General features: G+C 42.6%; 9 protein-coding genes. 7 read left to right on the top strand and 2 right to left on the bottom strand.

The annotated features are described in order from the left end of the window. Positions 1-39: 39 nt before the first annotated feature. Both MHI25_RS11510 and MHI25_RS11515 read right to left on the bottom strand, forming a co-directional pair. Positions 40-1,230 (bottom strand): pectin acetylesterase-family hydrolase, encoded by a 1,191-nt coding sequence (locus tag MHI25_RS11510; RefSeq protein ID WP_340395428.1) that lies wholly within the window; start codon positions 1,228-1,230, stop codon positions 40-42. Between the two features lie 169 nt (positions 1,231-1,399). Further along, positions 1,400-4,546: an alpha-mannosidase gene (locus tag MHI25_RS11515; RefSeq protein ID WP_340395429.1), complete on the bottom strand. Its 3,147-nt coding sequence runs from the start codon at positions 4,544-4,546 to the stop codon at positions 1,400-1,402. Positions 4,547-4,796: 250 nt separating this feature from the next. On the opposite strand from MHI25_RS11515, the gene MHI25_RS11520 reads away from it, so the two are divergent. From MHI25_RS11520 to MHI25_RS11550, 7 genes are all read left to right on the top strand, one after another. After that, positions 4,797-6,635: a sensor histidine kinase gene (locus MHI25_RS11520; RefSeq protein WP_340395430.1), complete on the top strand. Its 1,839-nt coding sequence runs from the start codon at positions 4,797-4,799 to the stop codon at positions 6,633-6,635. After that, positions 6,610-8,184 carry a response regulator transcription factor gene (locus tag MHI25_RS11525; protein WP_076129997.1) on the top strand — a complete coding sequence of 525 codons (1,575 nt, stop codon included), beginning with the start codon at positions 6,610-6,612 and terminating at the stop codon, positions 8,182-8,184. Before MHI25_RS11520 ends, MHI25_RS11525 begins: the two co-directional genes overlap by 26 nt. Positions 8,185-8,465: 281 nt before the next feature. Next, positions 8,466-9,395 (top strand): ABC transporter permease subunit, encoded by a 930-nt coding sequence (locus MHI25_RS11530; RefSeq protein ID WP_076129998.1) that lies wholly within the window; start codon positions 8,466-8,468, stop codon positions 9,393-9,395. Positions 9,396-9,413: 18 nt separating this feature from the next. After that, positions 9,414-10,337: a carbohydrate ABC transporter permease gene (locus MHI25_RS11535; RefSeq protein ID WP_036689623.1), complete on the top strand. Its 924-nt coding sequence runs from the start codon at positions 9,414-9,416 to the stop codon at positions 10,335-10,337. An 85-nt stretch (positions 10,338-10,422) separates the two neighbouring features. Continuing rightward, positions 10,423-11,940 (top strand): ABC transporter substrate-binding protein, encoded by a 1,518-nt coding sequence (locus MHI25_RS11540; protein WP_076129999.1) that lies wholly within the window; start codon positions 10,423-10,425, stop codon positions 11,938-11,940. 122 nt (positions 11,941-12,062) lie between these two features. Next, positions 12,063-13,382, top strand: coding sequence for a glycoside hydrolase family 125 protein (locus MHI25_RS11545; RefSeq protein WP_340395431.1), 1,320 nt, complete (start codon positions 12,063-12,065; stop codon positions 13,380-13,382). Then, positions 13,379-16,531 carry a beta-galactosidase gene (locus MHI25_RS11550; protein ID WP_340395432.1) on the top strand — a complete coding sequence of 1,051 codons (3,153 nt, stop codon included), beginning with the start codon at positions 13,379-13,381 and terminating at the stop codon, positions 16,529-16,531. Before MHI25_RS11545 ends, MHI25_RS11550 begins: the two co-directional genes overlap by 4 nt. Positions 16,532-16,552: the final 21 nt, after the last annotated feature.

Here is a 16,552-nt window from a genome sequence, read left to right on the forward strand (position 1 = left end):
CTCTCCTGTCTTGTTGCAACTCTTCCGCTGCTTCTAGCACTATTTCTGAGCTGACTTCGAATTCATGAGGAATTTGCTGCCCACTGAATAGGGGTTCTGCCGGTTGATCGCATCACCTAACCAATTCAGAAGCTTCACACCATCCTGTTCAGCCTGAAAGAAGGTCTCTCTGGTGGCAAAAGTGTGCGGAGTTGTACCCGTCTTAGCGTTCAGTCCATAGTCGGTGAGATAGTAATAATAATTAGGTAAAGTGGCTGCCAAAGAAGAAACAGATTGCCGCATTTCCTGTGACCACTCATTAATGATGCTTTGATCTCTTGGCCCCTTGTAATCGTTGATGTTGTTCTGAAAGTGGATTAGAATCTCGTCAAATACCGAGTAGGATTGCAATATTATCGCATTCGCAGGAAGTAGATGGCCGTTCGCTTTAAAAGCTGCCCCGATGATATCCGCTTCAGGGGCATATCCGAAGTTCTTCACGAAGTCTGCCTGCCATTCCTGCTTCACAACATTTGGCCACTTGTCTGATTTCAAGAAGGAACTGTCTGAATATTGGAAAATCTCGGAGTTCTTGTAATGAGAGGCGATCTCGGGAGCCCAAAAAGCGGACCCGAAGCCACCAGCACTTTCGCCAGCAATCAGTAGTTTGCCGGGTTTATCCACGTTGGCATATATCCAATCGAGGCTGCTTCGCACATTATTGCTGCCGTTATAACGCATAGTAAAGGGGCTGCCGTCATCTTTTTTATATTCAACTGTGCGGTTGCCGATATGGAAGTCACCGGTTGAATAGGGAAGGTAGACCACATTCCAGCCATGAAAAGGATTGGCAGGGTTATCCGTATCCATCATGCCTCTCAGCAATGTCAACATATAGAAGGGGATGTTCTGGAAATAGTTGCCTGTATCTCCACCTTTAATAAAGTTCATAAGCTTGATGGGGTGTGCGGCACTTTGGGCATCCCAGCTGGCTCCGCCACCGGAAAAAAAGATGATCCAGTTATTATTTTCACCCTTTTTATTCCACAAAAAATACTCTGATCCATCACTTGATATGACATTTCCGTCTAGCGTGACTTTATTCCACTTGTAAGGCTTCACTTCCGCAATTACAGGGGTGGTAGTCGCCGGTCTTTTGATTACAAAAGCGCTGATTGCAAACATGGCAATCAAAACAAGGCTGAATAATCCAATACCTGTGAATATTGTGATTTTCCTCATTTTTCTCATATCCATCTCTCCCTTACTCGGAGTATACGTCAAGATCACTCATTACACAAGGTGTATACTTAAAAGCATAAGAAACAATCGTGAGAAAATATATAAAGAGGTGTCCTCGCAGCCTTTGATCCATGGCTACAGGGACACCCCGATTTTTGTATGTTACTTTATTTGTATGTTACTTTATTAATTTTGCTGCTTCAATTTCAAATGTTTTTAGTTCGTAAGGTTCAAGTATAAAAGTAATGACAGGTTCAGTGTGGACTTCCCCTTCAGGACGCTCCATTAGATTACACTCTTGCCACGAAATAATATTCAAGTCGCTAGTCATATCAATTTGCTGACGGCTTCCGGAATAGTCGTGCACACGTACGATTAATTTTTGACCATCCTCAGACTTCTTGATCGCAGAAACCATAACCGTCTGAGTAGAAAGGCGAATAAGCGACTTGGATGCTCCTTCTGCTTGCCCCATGGTGCTCCGTAGAGGGTTGTTGACGGACCAAGCTTGACGGACGGTGTCACCCTGTAACCAATCCCCAGTATGAGGCAGGATAGAGTAGGTGAAAGTATGTTCACCTTGATCCGCTTCAGGGTCAGGGTGCGTTGCCGATTTGATTAAGGATAGACGCATCACATTATCCTTGATGTCATAACCGTATTTGCAGTCGTTCAGCAAGCTAACGCCATAACCACGATCTGATAAATCTGCCCACTGATGCCCCACAGTCTCGAATCTAGCGTAATCCCAGCTAGTGTTCCAATGTGTTGGACGCGTAACATTACCGAACTGGATATCATAAGTGGCTTCGGTAGCTCGTATTGCAACAGGGAAAGCTACTTTCATTAGCTGTTGTCGCTCATGCCAGTCTACCTTTGTCACGAAATCGATACGACGATGGTGTGCATGTAAGATCATTTGCTGCTTAATCGTGGAATCCATATAACTCCATGTGAATTGTACAACACATCGCAGTGAACCCTTTTCTATGACTTCAATGCTGCGGCAGTCGGTGACTTCACGTTTCTTTTGCTGATAGTAGATGTCAATGTCCCACGCTTCATGGGCCAGGGGTTTATCTTCAAAGACTTGGAACACGTTACCGTGACTTCCGTTTGCTAATACTTGTCTTTGTTCATTTATATCATAGATGGATACTAATTGACCTTGTTCGTTCCATTCAATTTCGAAGTGAGGCGTTGAGATTCCTGATTCATTTAGCTTGAATGGAGCGCTTAGTGACTTAGAATTCACATCTTCTACGAAGGAGATCGTTGTGTATCCAAGAGAAGGAATGTTAGATACTTCAACGATCCAGCGGTCACCTTCACGCTGAGCTTGTAGTTGTTTTCCTTCTGAGCTTATCCAATGTCCTGTTTCCATCCCGGCTTCAACAGTAATTTCTACGAGTTCTGTCAGCTCCCAAGCAGCATTGTTCCAGATCGTATATTTACCGGCTTCATTTCCGCTCACAAGTGCCTTACTGGATTGCTCCCAGACAGACTGACCTATTGCTTCTGCTTGTGCATATTCAATAGTACTGTCTTCATATACTTCACGAATCGAAGAGCCCGGAATAATATCATGGAATTGGTTGCGCAAAATAATTCTCCAGCCCTCGTCTAAATCGGTCTGACGATAGTTCGAACAGTCACCTGTCATCACACTTTGCAGTGTATTTAGCCATTCCGCCTCACGGTATAGCAGCTCAAGCTTACGGTTCATCCGCTTATTGTAGGCTTGGCTTGTGTAGGTGCCGCGGTGATATTCTAAGTAAAGCTCGCCATCCCATACATGGACATAACGATCTGTATTTGCAACAGTTTCTTGCAGGGTACGGAAGTAGTCTCCCGCTGTTCCTGTTTCAATCTTCGGCAGACCGGGAAGATCGTTTAGCCGACGGCGCATCTCTAGCATTTCACGGTTCACACCCCCGCCACCATCGCCATATCCGTAAGAAAGTAACAGATTGCGATTCACTTCTTTATCCCGGTAAGTATCCCAAATTCCTTTCACAGTCTTAGGAATAATCCGGCCATTATAAGTGTAGAACCAAGAATCTTCTTCGGACCAAGGCTCAGGCGTTGTAATAAAGTGTGTTAACACCTCTGTGCCATCAATCCCACGCCATTGAAAGGTATCATGTGGCATCCGGTTATATTGATTCCAGCTAATTTTTGTGGTCATGAAGGTATTAATTCCTGATTTTTTTAGAATTTGTGGCAAGGACCAGCTGTAGCCAAATACGTCCGGCAGCCATAAATAGTCACATTCAACCCCAAATTCATTACGTAAGAAGCGAGTTCCATAGAGTAATTGACGGACTAGAGACTCCCCTGAGGTCAAGTTGCAATCTGCCTCAAGCCACATGCCGCCGCCAGCTTCCCAGCGTCCTTCAGCTACACGTTCACGAATATTTTCATAGATTTCTGGATAGTCATTTTTGATATATTCATAGAGTTGCGGCTGAGTCTGTAAAAAGGTATAGTCCGGGAACATTTCCATCAGACGTAGTACGGTTGAGAAGGAACGCGCACATTTCTCACGGGTGTGTTTCAATTGCCACAACCAAGCCACATCAATATGGGTATGGCCAATACAGGTAACTGTGACGGGTGAGGATTTCTCCATTTTGTTAATTTCATCACGCAAATAATTGCGGGCTTCCCCGATCGAAGCGTAGAAGTTGTCTGAACCTGGACGAGACCAGTCGATCAGAAGAAAGGAGCGGTCTACTGTACTCATAAGTTGTGTATATTCTGGAGTTTTGGCATCGAGTACGTTCAGCGTCTCAACTACAGCAAGCGCGGTAAAATAGAAATCATCCGTTGCTTCATCCAGCCAACAAATTTCAGCCATGCGAATGCCATGTGTCTGATCTTTTTTAGGGCCGCCACCTTCGAGTCCCGACCATAACCGGAAGGTAAGTGGAAGCTGAGTGCCTGCCGTTTCATTTGGCAAGAACACTTCGGTATGATTGGAATCCACACCTTGATAAGGTTTGCCGTTGAAAAAGAATAAGGATTCAAATCCGGAGTTATTTCCAGCACCCGTCTCGCCAAAATCAAATCGACCCAGTACTCTACGGCCTGCCCAAGAGGCAGGCACGTCTATATTTGTCGTTAGCCATAAATACAAATCGCGGCCTTTCCAAGTATCTCCAACTCGTAGCTTAGACCATTCTCCATCCACGGGCGGTTCGGCTGCAATTTCACCTTGTTCGTCAATCATTGAGTTGAAAAAAGGAATGTGTATACGATCCCTGTAACGATATTCGGAAATTTCGTTTAGTTGGGAGTTGAGTTTGCGTTTGGTTAGAAACATGAGTAATAGCCCCTCCAATATGTTGATGGGGGACGAGGAAATTAAGATCTATTTGGGTTATTATAGGTTTGTTTGGGGGGTAGAAATCAACTATAGACGATTTTGTGTGAGTTGTAAACTCTCGGTGGAGAGAAAAGTTGGAGCGCTAGAATATATAAATAAAAAAATGCATGCGCTTCCATTGCAGAAAAAGAAGTGTGATGTTAAGCTTCTAATCCTAAAGGTGATATTCAGAAAGAAGGTGGCTTTGTTGAATGTAAAGAAATTTTATCAAAACCATTTGCAGAAAAAACTGTTCAATAAAATTTTAGCTATATACTCTTCGATCATCATAATTACGTTAATTGCCTCATCCATTACCGTATATAAATACTATGAACAGACGATCACTCGCCAACATGTAGATGCCAATCGGGAGGTGCTGGATTATGTAAGTTTGTATATGAATCAGCAGTACGAAAGCATCCAAGTAGCCATCCAGCAAATTTATAGCGATGCCTCTGTTAGTGAGGATTTGTCCTACTTTTTGCAAAATGATTATGGGGATTATCTTAAATACCGTTTAGATCAATATGCAGACATAGGGAGCTCCGTTCCTCATACGTTCGATACTTATTTCAAAACCTATTTGAATCAGAAAAACGGGATTTATGACGTTATTTTATACAGTACAGAGAAAGAATTTTATTATTTATATAAAAATAATACCCGACAATTCTACTTGAGCGACATGGACGGTTCTAAGCAAAAGTTATCCTTACCGAAGAATGGCTGGGTCTCGCATGAAACCAAATTAGTGCTTAAGGAAATAAGAGAAGACAATAACAATTTGTATACAATGACTAGGGAAATTAAAGATCCGATTACACTGAAAACGATCGGGATGCTCATAGTAGATTTTGACGCAGAACTTATTTCAAAATGGCTTGGCACAAAAGTTGCAGAAAATAATGGTCAATTGTTGGTCTTAACCCCAAGCGGTGACGTTATATATGATTCATTGGGAAGGTATATGGGACAGCGATATCCACATCTCGATGGGCTTCATGCGGATGGCTGGACAACACTGGATGGGATCTCCAAGGTTAACTTAAATACAACGAATAGCTCAGGTCTTATTATGGCAGGGATCATTCAGAAGTCACAGGTCAACAACGAAATGAAAACGGTTCGAACTTGGATTATCGGGATTACCACAGCGCTTATTATTACTGCAATGTCTTTTACATACGGAATTATTTTACGTTTTTCTAAAAAAGTGAAGATCATTATCAAATCTATGAAGCGCTTACAGGAAGGTGATTTAAGCACACGTATTCACCTAAATCGAGAAGATGAATTGCAGCTAATTGCCAACAACTTTAACTATATGTGTGAAAGGTTAGAACTCTATATTAATAAAGTGTACATTTCGGAGCTTACGCAGAAAAATGCAGAGCTAGTTGCACTTCAATCGCAGATTAATCCACATTTTTTATATAACACACTTGAGGCAATTAGGATGCGGGCAATTACGCAAGGAGCGAAGGATGTAGGTCAGATGATTTACATTTTATCGACATTATTTCGAACGATGATTAAGAAAAGCATGGTCGTTACAATATCTGATGAGATTGAATACTGCAATTTGTACCTGGAGTTGTTTCAGATTAGACATAAAGATAGGCTCCAAATCAAATCACAAATAAGTCCAGTTGCCATGAATTGTTCTATCGTTAAATTGCTCATCCAACCGGTCATTGAAAATTATATTGTTCACGGATTTAGACCTGACCGTTTTGGCAATCTCATCCGTATTGAAGTTACTGAATCTGGCGGGGAAATTCAAATTGCTATAAGTGATAACGGGAATGGAATTACTGCCAGCAAGCTGACAGAGCTACAGCAAATGCTTCAAGTCAGTATGAGAATGGATGAACCTCCTTCTTCGGTAGGCCTATGTAATGTGAATGAACGAATTAAACTTTATTATGGGACTGAATATGGATTAACGATCGCTAGTGAAGTAAATAAAGGAACAATAGTCATCATGAATATACCAGTAGTAAGGGAGAGTACTAATAATGCACAATATACTTATCGTGGATGATGAACCTCTTATTCTTGAAGGATTACGTTCAGTGATTGAATGGGAAAAATATGGATTGAGAATCGCGGGACAAGCGTCTAATGGGGAAGAAGCTTTAGAATTTCTACGCAATCATAATGAAGGGATCGACATATTAATTACTGACATTACGATGCCAAAACTTACGGGACTTGAACTGATTCAGCAAATTAAGGTTTTTGATTCAAAAATGAGGTTTATAATCTTGAGCGGGTATGAGCAATTTGAGTATTTAAAAGCTGGAATGAGTCTAGGCATTGAAAATTATATTCTCAAACCCATTAATATACATGAGTTGGAATCAACCATTGAACAAATTGTTGAAGTGCTGAATCAAGAGGATGTTGAACAATTTCATGCTAAAGAGGATTGGCAAGTTCTACGCAATAATATTCTAAACCGCTGGGTAACTGGCAATATAGGCCGGCAGGAGCTACAGCACCGTTCAAAAGTCTTAAATATCTCACTGGACTGTTCATTTTTTACGGTGGCTGCGATTCGGCTTATCACCGAACAGGATGACGATGAGGGCCAGGATAAACTCCATAGGAATCAGCTTATGGATGAATGTTATCGTATCGCTGTGAAATCATTAGAGCAACTTGGAACCGTTATTGTATTTATAGATATGGAAGGTGATCTTGTTCTTATTATTGCTGAGCGGGCTGAAGCTGAGAACAAAGAAGAGCTTTATTGTGTACTGGAGCAAGTGCAATGTGAGATTATGCATGAGTTAGAAAAGTCTGTCTGGATAACGATAGGAAGTAAGGAGCATGCTTTTCAAGAAGTCCCAAATAGTTATAAAAAGGCGAAGAGTTTATATGTTGATCATCTTATGCTACCGGGTTACCCGATTATAGATGTGGAACAACTATCAAAGATGGTTCTGCATGAGGAGAAGCTCGAAATTGATTATGAGGAATTCACCAAATTATTATTATCTGGAGACCGGGAGGCTACGAACCAATTTATCGCAGAAACGTTCGAAAAGCTGTTTGGCTGTGGCATGATTACCCGCATTGATAATTACAACGTAGCGATTGAGTTAATGTTGATTGCTAAGAAAATGGAGAAAAACTCTAATTTTAGTGCCGTGTTTAATCCATTGCTGCGCATACATACTATTGAGCAATTGGTGCACCATGTGCAGGAAAGTGTGAAAGAAACACTGGACCAATTATCATTAGTAAATGATGAGCTCAGTCCGAATATGAGATATATGGTTGATCAAGTAAGCAAACACTATAGAGAAGAGCTATCCCTGAAAACGCTCAGTCAGCGTATGGAAATGCATCCTAATTATTTGGGCCAGCTATTTCAGAAGGAAATGGGCCGTAGTTTCTCTGATTATGTTAATCAATTTCGAATTGAAAAGGCAAGACAATTGCTGCTTCAAACTACGTTACTAACCAACGAAATTGCAGCTGAAGTAGGATATCCGGATCCAGCATATTTCTATCGCCAGTTCAAAAAATCAGTAGGTGTATCGCCGACAGAGCTTCGGAATATGTACAAAAAAGCAAGATCCTAAAATAAAGGAAATGTTCCTGAGTATCACGTTCAAGTACGGGCTTCATGGACGTTGATAACGAGAATGTTTCCTTTTTTTTTGCTCAAATTTAAGGGGAAATAGACTTTTTAAATGTCCTTTCTGCTGTGGATCTTTAATTTTTACATCTGATTCTGGAGTTTTTCAACTTTATGAAACCGCTTTTATAGCGCAGAATTAAGGGTAGTTAAAGGGGCGAGGGAAAAAGATCGAAGGGATATATAGGGGTTGTTTGGGGATAGAGAGAAGGGGGATGTGGAATAATGCCTGCATTTTTCAAAAGTTTAATTAAGGATAAAGTACTCTGGTTTATGGTATTACCAGGGACATTATGGTTCCTGATCTTTTGCTACTTACCGATGTTTGGAACAGTAATTGCATTCAAGGATTTCAAGATTCATCGGGATGGATTCTTTGCAAGCGTTTTAAATAGTAAGTGGGTTGGCCTTGAAAATTTTAACTTTTTGTTCTCGACGGAGGACGCCTATATCATTACAAGAAATACGATTCTTTATAACTTGGCGTTGATCTCTCTCGGTTTAGTTCTTGCGGTGGGCATTGCGATCACCTTAAATGAACTTGTGAACAAACGGATGGCTAAAGTTTATCAAACGGCGATGTTTATGCCTTACTTCCTTTCTTGGGTCATTATTAGTTTCTTTACCTTCAGCTTTCTGAGTGTAGATAAAGGAATATTGAATCAAGTGGTTGTTTACTTCGGAGGCGATCCTATTTCCTGGTATGGGGATACTCGCTTTTGGCCATATATCCTAATTTTCATGGGGATTTGGAAATCAATTGGTTATTCAAGTGTTGTTTACTTAGCGGCTATAGCGGGTATCGACAAGTCCTACTATGAAGCAGCTATGATTGATGGGGCCAGCAAATGGCAGCAGATTAAGTTTATTACACTTCCTTTGCTTAAACCTTTAATGGTAACGCTAACGATTTTAGCGATTGGTGGTATTTTTAGATCGGACTTCGGTTTATTCTATCAAATCCCTCGGGATTCAGGTGTTCTATACTCCGTAACGAATGTTATCGATACTTATATTTATCGCAGCATGAGTACGACAGGTAATCTAGGGATGAGTACAGCAGCGGGTCTATATCAATCGATTGTTGGATTTATCATGGTGCTTGTAACGAATTCTATTGTGAAAAAGATCAGCAAAGAGAATGCGATATTCTAGAAAGGAGTTAGTGACGTTATGGCAGTATTCAAACGTAAGCCAAAAGAAATCGACAACAACGCCATTACTCCTTTATGGAATGTGGTACTCAATATTATAATTGGCATCTTCGCTTTTACTTGTGTGTTTCCGTTCTTGTTTGTCATAGCCATTTCTTTTACAGATGAGAAAGTACTTGCTCTAAATGGATTTAGCTTGTTACCCGAAAAATATAGTTTAGCAGCTTATCAGTTTGTTTTTAACACAGGTGATCAATTGCTTCGTTCCTTTGGAGTTACTTTGATGGTTACTGTACTAGGTACGCTCATTAGTTTATTTTTAATAACAACTTATGCGTATGTTCTCTCTCGAAGATCATTTCGCTATCGTAATTATTTCAGCTTCTTCGCCTTCTTCACGATGTTATTCTCAGGCGGAATGGTTCCCAACTATATCGTGGCTACGCAGTTTTTACATTTGTACAATACGATATGGGCTTTGATATTGCCCATCGCGATGAATGCATTCTTTATTCTAGTAATGCGGACCTTCTTCCAGACTAGTGTACCTGATGCACTCGTTGAGGCTGCCAAAATTGATGGGTCTGGTGAGTTTCGGACCTTCCTGCAAATTGTACTTCCAATCTCTTTACCGGGGATTGCAACGATTGGATTGTTCTGTACGCTGGGCTATTGGAATGATTGGTTTAATGCCCTGCTGTATATAGATGATGCGAGTCTTGTTCCACTCCAAGCGATGCTGATGCGAATTCAGAATAATATGGAGTTTGTCATTCAGAACAGTATGCAGATGGGATCAAGCTTTGAGATTGCTGCAACCTTGCCAACAGAAACCGTCCGTATGGCGATGGTTGTACTGGCGACCTTGCCTATAGCACTAGCGTATCCGTTCTTCCAAAAGTATTTTGTACAAGGCTTAACCGTGGGCTCTTTAAAGGAGTAACACTACTAAGATGTATTTATTCGAATCGCTAGGACAGGAATCGATATAAATAAAGCGTTTATTAATCTAAAGGGGGAAAATAGAAATGAAAATGAAAAAAGGTTTAACACTCGCTCTTGCAGGGACAATGCTTTTTTCTGGCCTTCTAGCTGGATGTGGTTCGAATAATAATACAAATGCTGCTAAAGAAACAAACAATTCAGCGGCAGCAGGGAATTCAGCAGGGAACACATCAGAATTAAAGCCATATGAGTTGAAGATGTATTTAATTGGTGGGCCTCAAAAGGATTTGGATCTTGTCTTAAAAGAAGTTAATAAATATACCCAAGAAAAAATTAACGCGACGTTGAACATTACGATGTTCGATTGGGGCGATTACGATAAGAAGATGCAAGTCATCACCGCTTCTGGTGAGCCTTATGATATTGCCTTTACCTCTTCTTGGACAAATGACTTCCGTCGTAACGCTGCTAACGGTACGTTCTTGGGTCTTAATGATCTGCTGGATAAGTATGGTAAGGAAACGAAAGAAGTTTTGGACCCTCGTTTCTTAGAAGGAACTAAGATTAAAGGTGAGATCTATGGTGTTCCTGTAAATAAGGAGCTTGGACAGCAATGGGTATGGCGCTTCAATAAGAAATATGTTGATAAATATAACATGGATATTTCCAATATCCGTACATTGGATGATCTAGAGCCACTTCTTAAAACGATTAAAGAGAACGAGCCGGCTGATATTACACCGCTAGCTGTTCCTAAAGGCTTTAAACCATTCATGCCATTTGACTATGTACTAGGTGATGAGTTACCTATAGGGGTCTATATGGATTCCACAGATGGCAAGGTTGTTAATATTCTGGAGACACCTGAACTTGCAACATCGTTAGATACGATGCGTAGACTTTACACAGCAGGTTACTTACGCCCAGACGTTGCAACACTTGAAGGTATTGATAACATTAAGACCGGTAAATGGTTTGCCGATCGCGAAATTACACAGCCTTATGCAGAAAAAGGTTGGTCTCGTTCAGCAGGTTATGAAATTGTAACTTCGCCTATGCATGAGCCTTATGTATATACACAGTCCGCCGCAGGTTCGATGCACGCGATTTCCGTAACCTCAGGTGATCCTGAGCGCGCGATGATGTTCTTGAATCTTTTGAATACAGATAAGTACTTACGCAATTTGCTCAACTATGGTATTGAAGGAACACATTATAAGAAAATCTCTGACAATGTCATTGAAGATCTGCCAGCTATGCAAGATAGCTATGCAATGCCAGGCTTCACACTTGGGAACATGTTACTGACTTATCTGCATGCTGATGACCCTGCTGATAAATGGGATGCTTTCAAGAAGTTTAATGATTCTTCAAAAGAAGCCCCTACCTTCGGTTTTGCATTTGATCCTACACCTGTAAAAACAGAAGTAGCGGCTATCAACAACGTAACTAAAGAATTTATGCCAGCGCTATACACAGGTTCTGTTGATCCTAAAACATATCTGCCAAAAGCAGCGAAGAAATTTAAAGAAGCTGGACTTGATAAAGTCATTGCAGAAGTTCAAAAGCAACTTGATGAGTGGAACCAGACAAAGAAATAAGCTAATGAACGTAACACGCCTAAGATTAATCACTAAAGGTAACACAAATAGGATTAGTGGAGACGGGCAGCTATGCTGCCCGTCTCTCTATCTATCCCCATTTATTATGAAGGAGTGAGAATATGGAACAATTCCGACTTCCCGCCATCTCTATGCCGAAGCTGCCGCTTCCTCAAGCGGTTCAAGAAGTATTGAACGAAGCAGAGGAGAAGTTAGCTCATCGGCCGAAGCTGTTGCAGCTCTTTAAGAACTGTTTCCCTAATACGCTTGAGACAACGACTAAGCTTATGGATGATGGAACAACGTTTGTAATTACAGGAGATATCCCGGCTTCTTGGTTGCGAGATTCTGTGGAGCAGGTTATGCACTACGTGCCCTTTGCTAAAAACGATCCCGATCTTCAGCGGATTATTGGCGGGTTAATTAAACGTCATATCGAGTATATTCATATCGATCCGTACGCCAATGCGTTTAATGAGACAGCGAATGATTGGCATTGGAGCACTAGCGATATTACGGAAATGTCTCCTTGGGTGTGGGAACGTAAATTCGAGATCGATTCTCTTTGTTTTTCCATGCGTCTGGCTTATGCCTATTGGAAAGAAACCGGAAAGGCTGATATATTCGACGCCGGATTTAAGGCAGCAATGTTCAACATATTCAACCTGTTCAAAACTGAACAGCGCCATAGTGAATTATCTCCATACCGCTTTACGCGTAACAATGGGATTCCTGAAGATACACTGCGTAATAACGGTCTAGGTATGCCTGTTAATTACACGGGTATGGTCTGGTCCGGATTCCGCTCGAGTGATGATGCATGCGACTTTCATTACAACATCCCGGGGAATATGTTCGCTGTTGTTGCATTACGTCATATGCAGGAATTCGCTGAATGGGTATTCCGTGATCTTGAATTTCTGGAACAGCTTAAAGTATTAGAAGCTGAGATTGATCACGGAATTCAATTGTATGGTATTTATCGTCATCCGAAATTCGGTCCAATCTACGCCTACGAGACCGATGGTTATGGCAACTACTGCTTGATGGATGATGCGGGAACACCAGGACTCCTGTCGATTCCTTATCTCGGCTATGTTACCGCAGAGGATGAAATTTATCAGAATACGAGACGATTTGCTCTGAGCAAGGAGAATCCTTTTTATTTTGAAGGAACCGCAGCGAAGGGAATCGGCAGTCCGCATACTCCCAAAGACTACATCTGGCATATGGCATTATCGATGCAAGGTTTGACGGCTTCAACTAAGGAAGAAAAGCTGGAGATGCTTGCGATGTTAGAAGCTACAGATGCGGATACTGGCTTTATGCATGAGGGATTCCATGTTGATGATCCGAATACGTTCACTAGAAAATGGTTCGCCTGGTCCAATAGTCTGTTCTCTCAACTTGTCTATAAAACGATGAAGGAAGGACTACTATGACCAGCCCGAGCAGACCTGTAATCATATTCTATGATTCTGATTTTCCAATTTCCAGTCCCATTCCTAGCGATGCGATTACATCCATGAGTGAGTTCGGATCTATTGTAAATGAGAATCAGCTTGCACAAACGCTGCACGAAACGAAAGGCGGCTGTTTCATCAATCTGCATGCACCCTATTTCCCGAAAGCGGCTTGGATAGCCATTCTTGAATACCTGCAAAGAGGTGGCGGGTTGATTAGCATTGGAGGCGCACCCTTCAAACAACCTGTTCGTTGGGAAAATGGCCGATGGCATGTCGAAGCGGAGCAGACTTCCTATCATCAGGAGCTGTATATTCATGAGGCACTTCGTGTTGAATGCTCACGCAACCATTCATTGCTTGCCTTGGATGTCATTCCTCTGCTTAAGGGTCAAGAATCTCTTTTTCTAACGAGTGCAGACACATGGAACCTCGTGCCACATACGACAAAGTCGAGTGATTTACCACATCAAATGGGCTCGGCAGGTCCGATGAGCACACGGATTTACCCGCTCTTAAAGGGAATTACGTCCGAGGGTCGAGAAACCGCTGCCCCAGTGGTTCTTTGGGAGAATACGATTGGTTTATATGCAGGTTCACGCTGGCTGTTCGTAAATACACCTGCAACAGCTTCTTTTTGGGAGCAAAAAGGTCCTTCCGCGATATCCAATTGGGCGCGTTTCTGCAGCAAGGGTGTTACGGAAATGTGGGTTAAGCCCAATTACGCGTCTTATGAATCAGGAGAACGTGCTTCCCTAACCCTTCAGATTCAGCAGCTTGAACGAGTGAGACCTTCTATGCGAAATGAAGATACATGGAATTTCACAATTCATGTAGAGCATGAATCAGATACCTCTTTGAAGTGGTCTCAGAGTTTGGAAATGAAGGCGAATGCTGAACTAAACATGGTGCGTCTGCCCATTCCTCTGGAGATAAGTAGGGGCCTCTACCAGATTGTCTGTGAAGCAGAAGCCAGTGATGGTGAGGTTCGCATTCTGAGCCAAGGGTTCTGGGGGCATGCTCCTGAGCTGCTGGCAGCAGGCAATCCGGTAACGAGCGGCAGAGATTATTTTATAAAAGATGGGCGTCCGCTACCAGTGGTCGGCATGACTTATATGGCGAGTGATGTGGCGCGAAAATTTCTTTTTCTGCCGAACGCCGGAGTTTGGGATCGTGATATGGGCCAGATGCGGAAGGCCGGGATTAACTGGATCCGTACAGGGATCTGGACAGCTTATCGGAATGTGATGCAAGACGATGGACATGTCTCGGAAGAAGTATTGCGGGCGATCGACGCCTTCATCATGACGGCGAAAAAGCATGATCTTCAGGTGACTTTCACATTTTTCTCCTTCACACCGGAAACGTGGGGAGGGGTGAACCCTTATCTGGACCCACAAAGTGTGGAAGCTCAGAAGCGGTTCATTCGGTCTATTGTATCTCGTCATAAAGATTCTTCGAATGTAGACTGGGATCTTATTAATGAACCGTCGATGTTTGATCCGGACCGTATTTTCTCGGACGGCCCGAGTTCATGCCATGATCGCTTTGAGCGACAAGCTTTTAGGGAATGGCTACAAGAAAGACATGGTGTAATCGAAGTGCTGCAGGAACGCTGGAATATGACGCCCGCACAGCTTCCGGACTTTGCTTCGGCAGAGCTGCCTGAAGCAAAAGAGATGAACTTCGACGTACAAGATATGCACAGTGCTAAGAGGGGGACACGCTGGTTGGATTATTGTTTGTTCTCTATGGAAATGCATAACCGTTGGGTGAAGCAATTATACGATACCATTAAGGAGCAATGTCCAGCTCAGATGGTTACGGTTGGCCAGGATGAGGGACTAGGAGCGCAGCGTCCTTCGCCGTTTTTCTATGAGGAAGCGGTAGATTACACTACTGTGCACTCCTGGTGGTTTAACGACTATTTGATATGGGATGGCATTTTTGCCAAAACCCCCAATAAGCCAAACCTAATTCAGGAGACTGGCGTCATGTATGTAGAAGCTCCAGATGGCCGAGCCAAACGTTCAGAACAAGAGCTGCGGAATTTGCTGGAACGCAAGTATGCTTACGCTTTTGGAACGGCTGGTGCGGGGGCTATTCACTGGATCTGGAATACGAATTTCTATATGGATAATGCGAATGAGTCCCATATCGGAGCACTGAGAGCAGATGGAACCGAGAAGCCTGAGGCAGACGTATCTTATGATTTCGGGAAGTTTATAGAAGGTATCCGTGATATATTTGGTGATCGGAAATTGGAAGAGATTGCGGTGGTGTTCCCTTACTCGAATGATTTCTCTAATCGAAAGTTGGCTTTTGCGTCTACAACAGAGCTTACCCGCATTCTGTCTTATGAGCTCAAGATGTCTTTTCGGGGGGCATCCGAATACCATCTAGATGATTTGGAGAAGAACCCTGCGAAGCTGATTATACTGCCAAGCGCGCATAACTTCGCTGATGCAGCGATGGAACGGTTGTTACATATCGTTGAAGAGACAGGAGCGGTGTTGCTTGCCACTGGACCGTTAGGCATTGATGCCTACTGGCGTTCTTCAGATCGGTTGAGTGATATTCTTGGCAAACGTGAATTGCGTAATGTGCGCCGCGAAGAAGTGCTTAGCCTTCAAGGCCAAGAACTGCCTGTCTCTTTCGGCCACCGCCGGATAGCTGAGGTGACGAAGGAAACGATCATTCAAAAAAATGGTGGAAGTTCTACTATAGACACTGTCGTGAACCTTCCGCTGGGCAAGGGTCGACTCCTATGGAGTCCACTGCCAGTTGAATTGAGTGAGCGTAGGGATACTACGGCTGCACTTTACCGCTACGCGGTTAATGCTGCTTTTGTGGAACGTGATTTTGAATGGATTAGTGGTGGGGACTTAGCGGGTATCTACGGACGAAAACTGAGCTTTGCTACGGGTGCACTTTTTACCTTCGTGTCGGAATATGCCCAAGATGCAAAGATCGAGGTGAAGGATTCAGCCACTGGCCGAACTTATTCGTTCGTGTTGGAACAGGAACGTTCTGTTCTTTTTGCCACGGATAGTAAAGGAGATTTGCTTGGTGTTTATCGCCCGCAGGAAGTCGAGATCCATGTGAATTATCCACATTTTCTACATTAAGCATCTTAGTAGATAGAACGC

Source organism: Paenibacillus sp. FSL E2-0177, from assembly GCF_037992975.1.
Lineage (GTDB): Bacteria > Bacillota > Bacilli > Paenibacillales > Paenibacillaceae > Paenibacillus_AQ > Paenibacillus_AQ odorifer.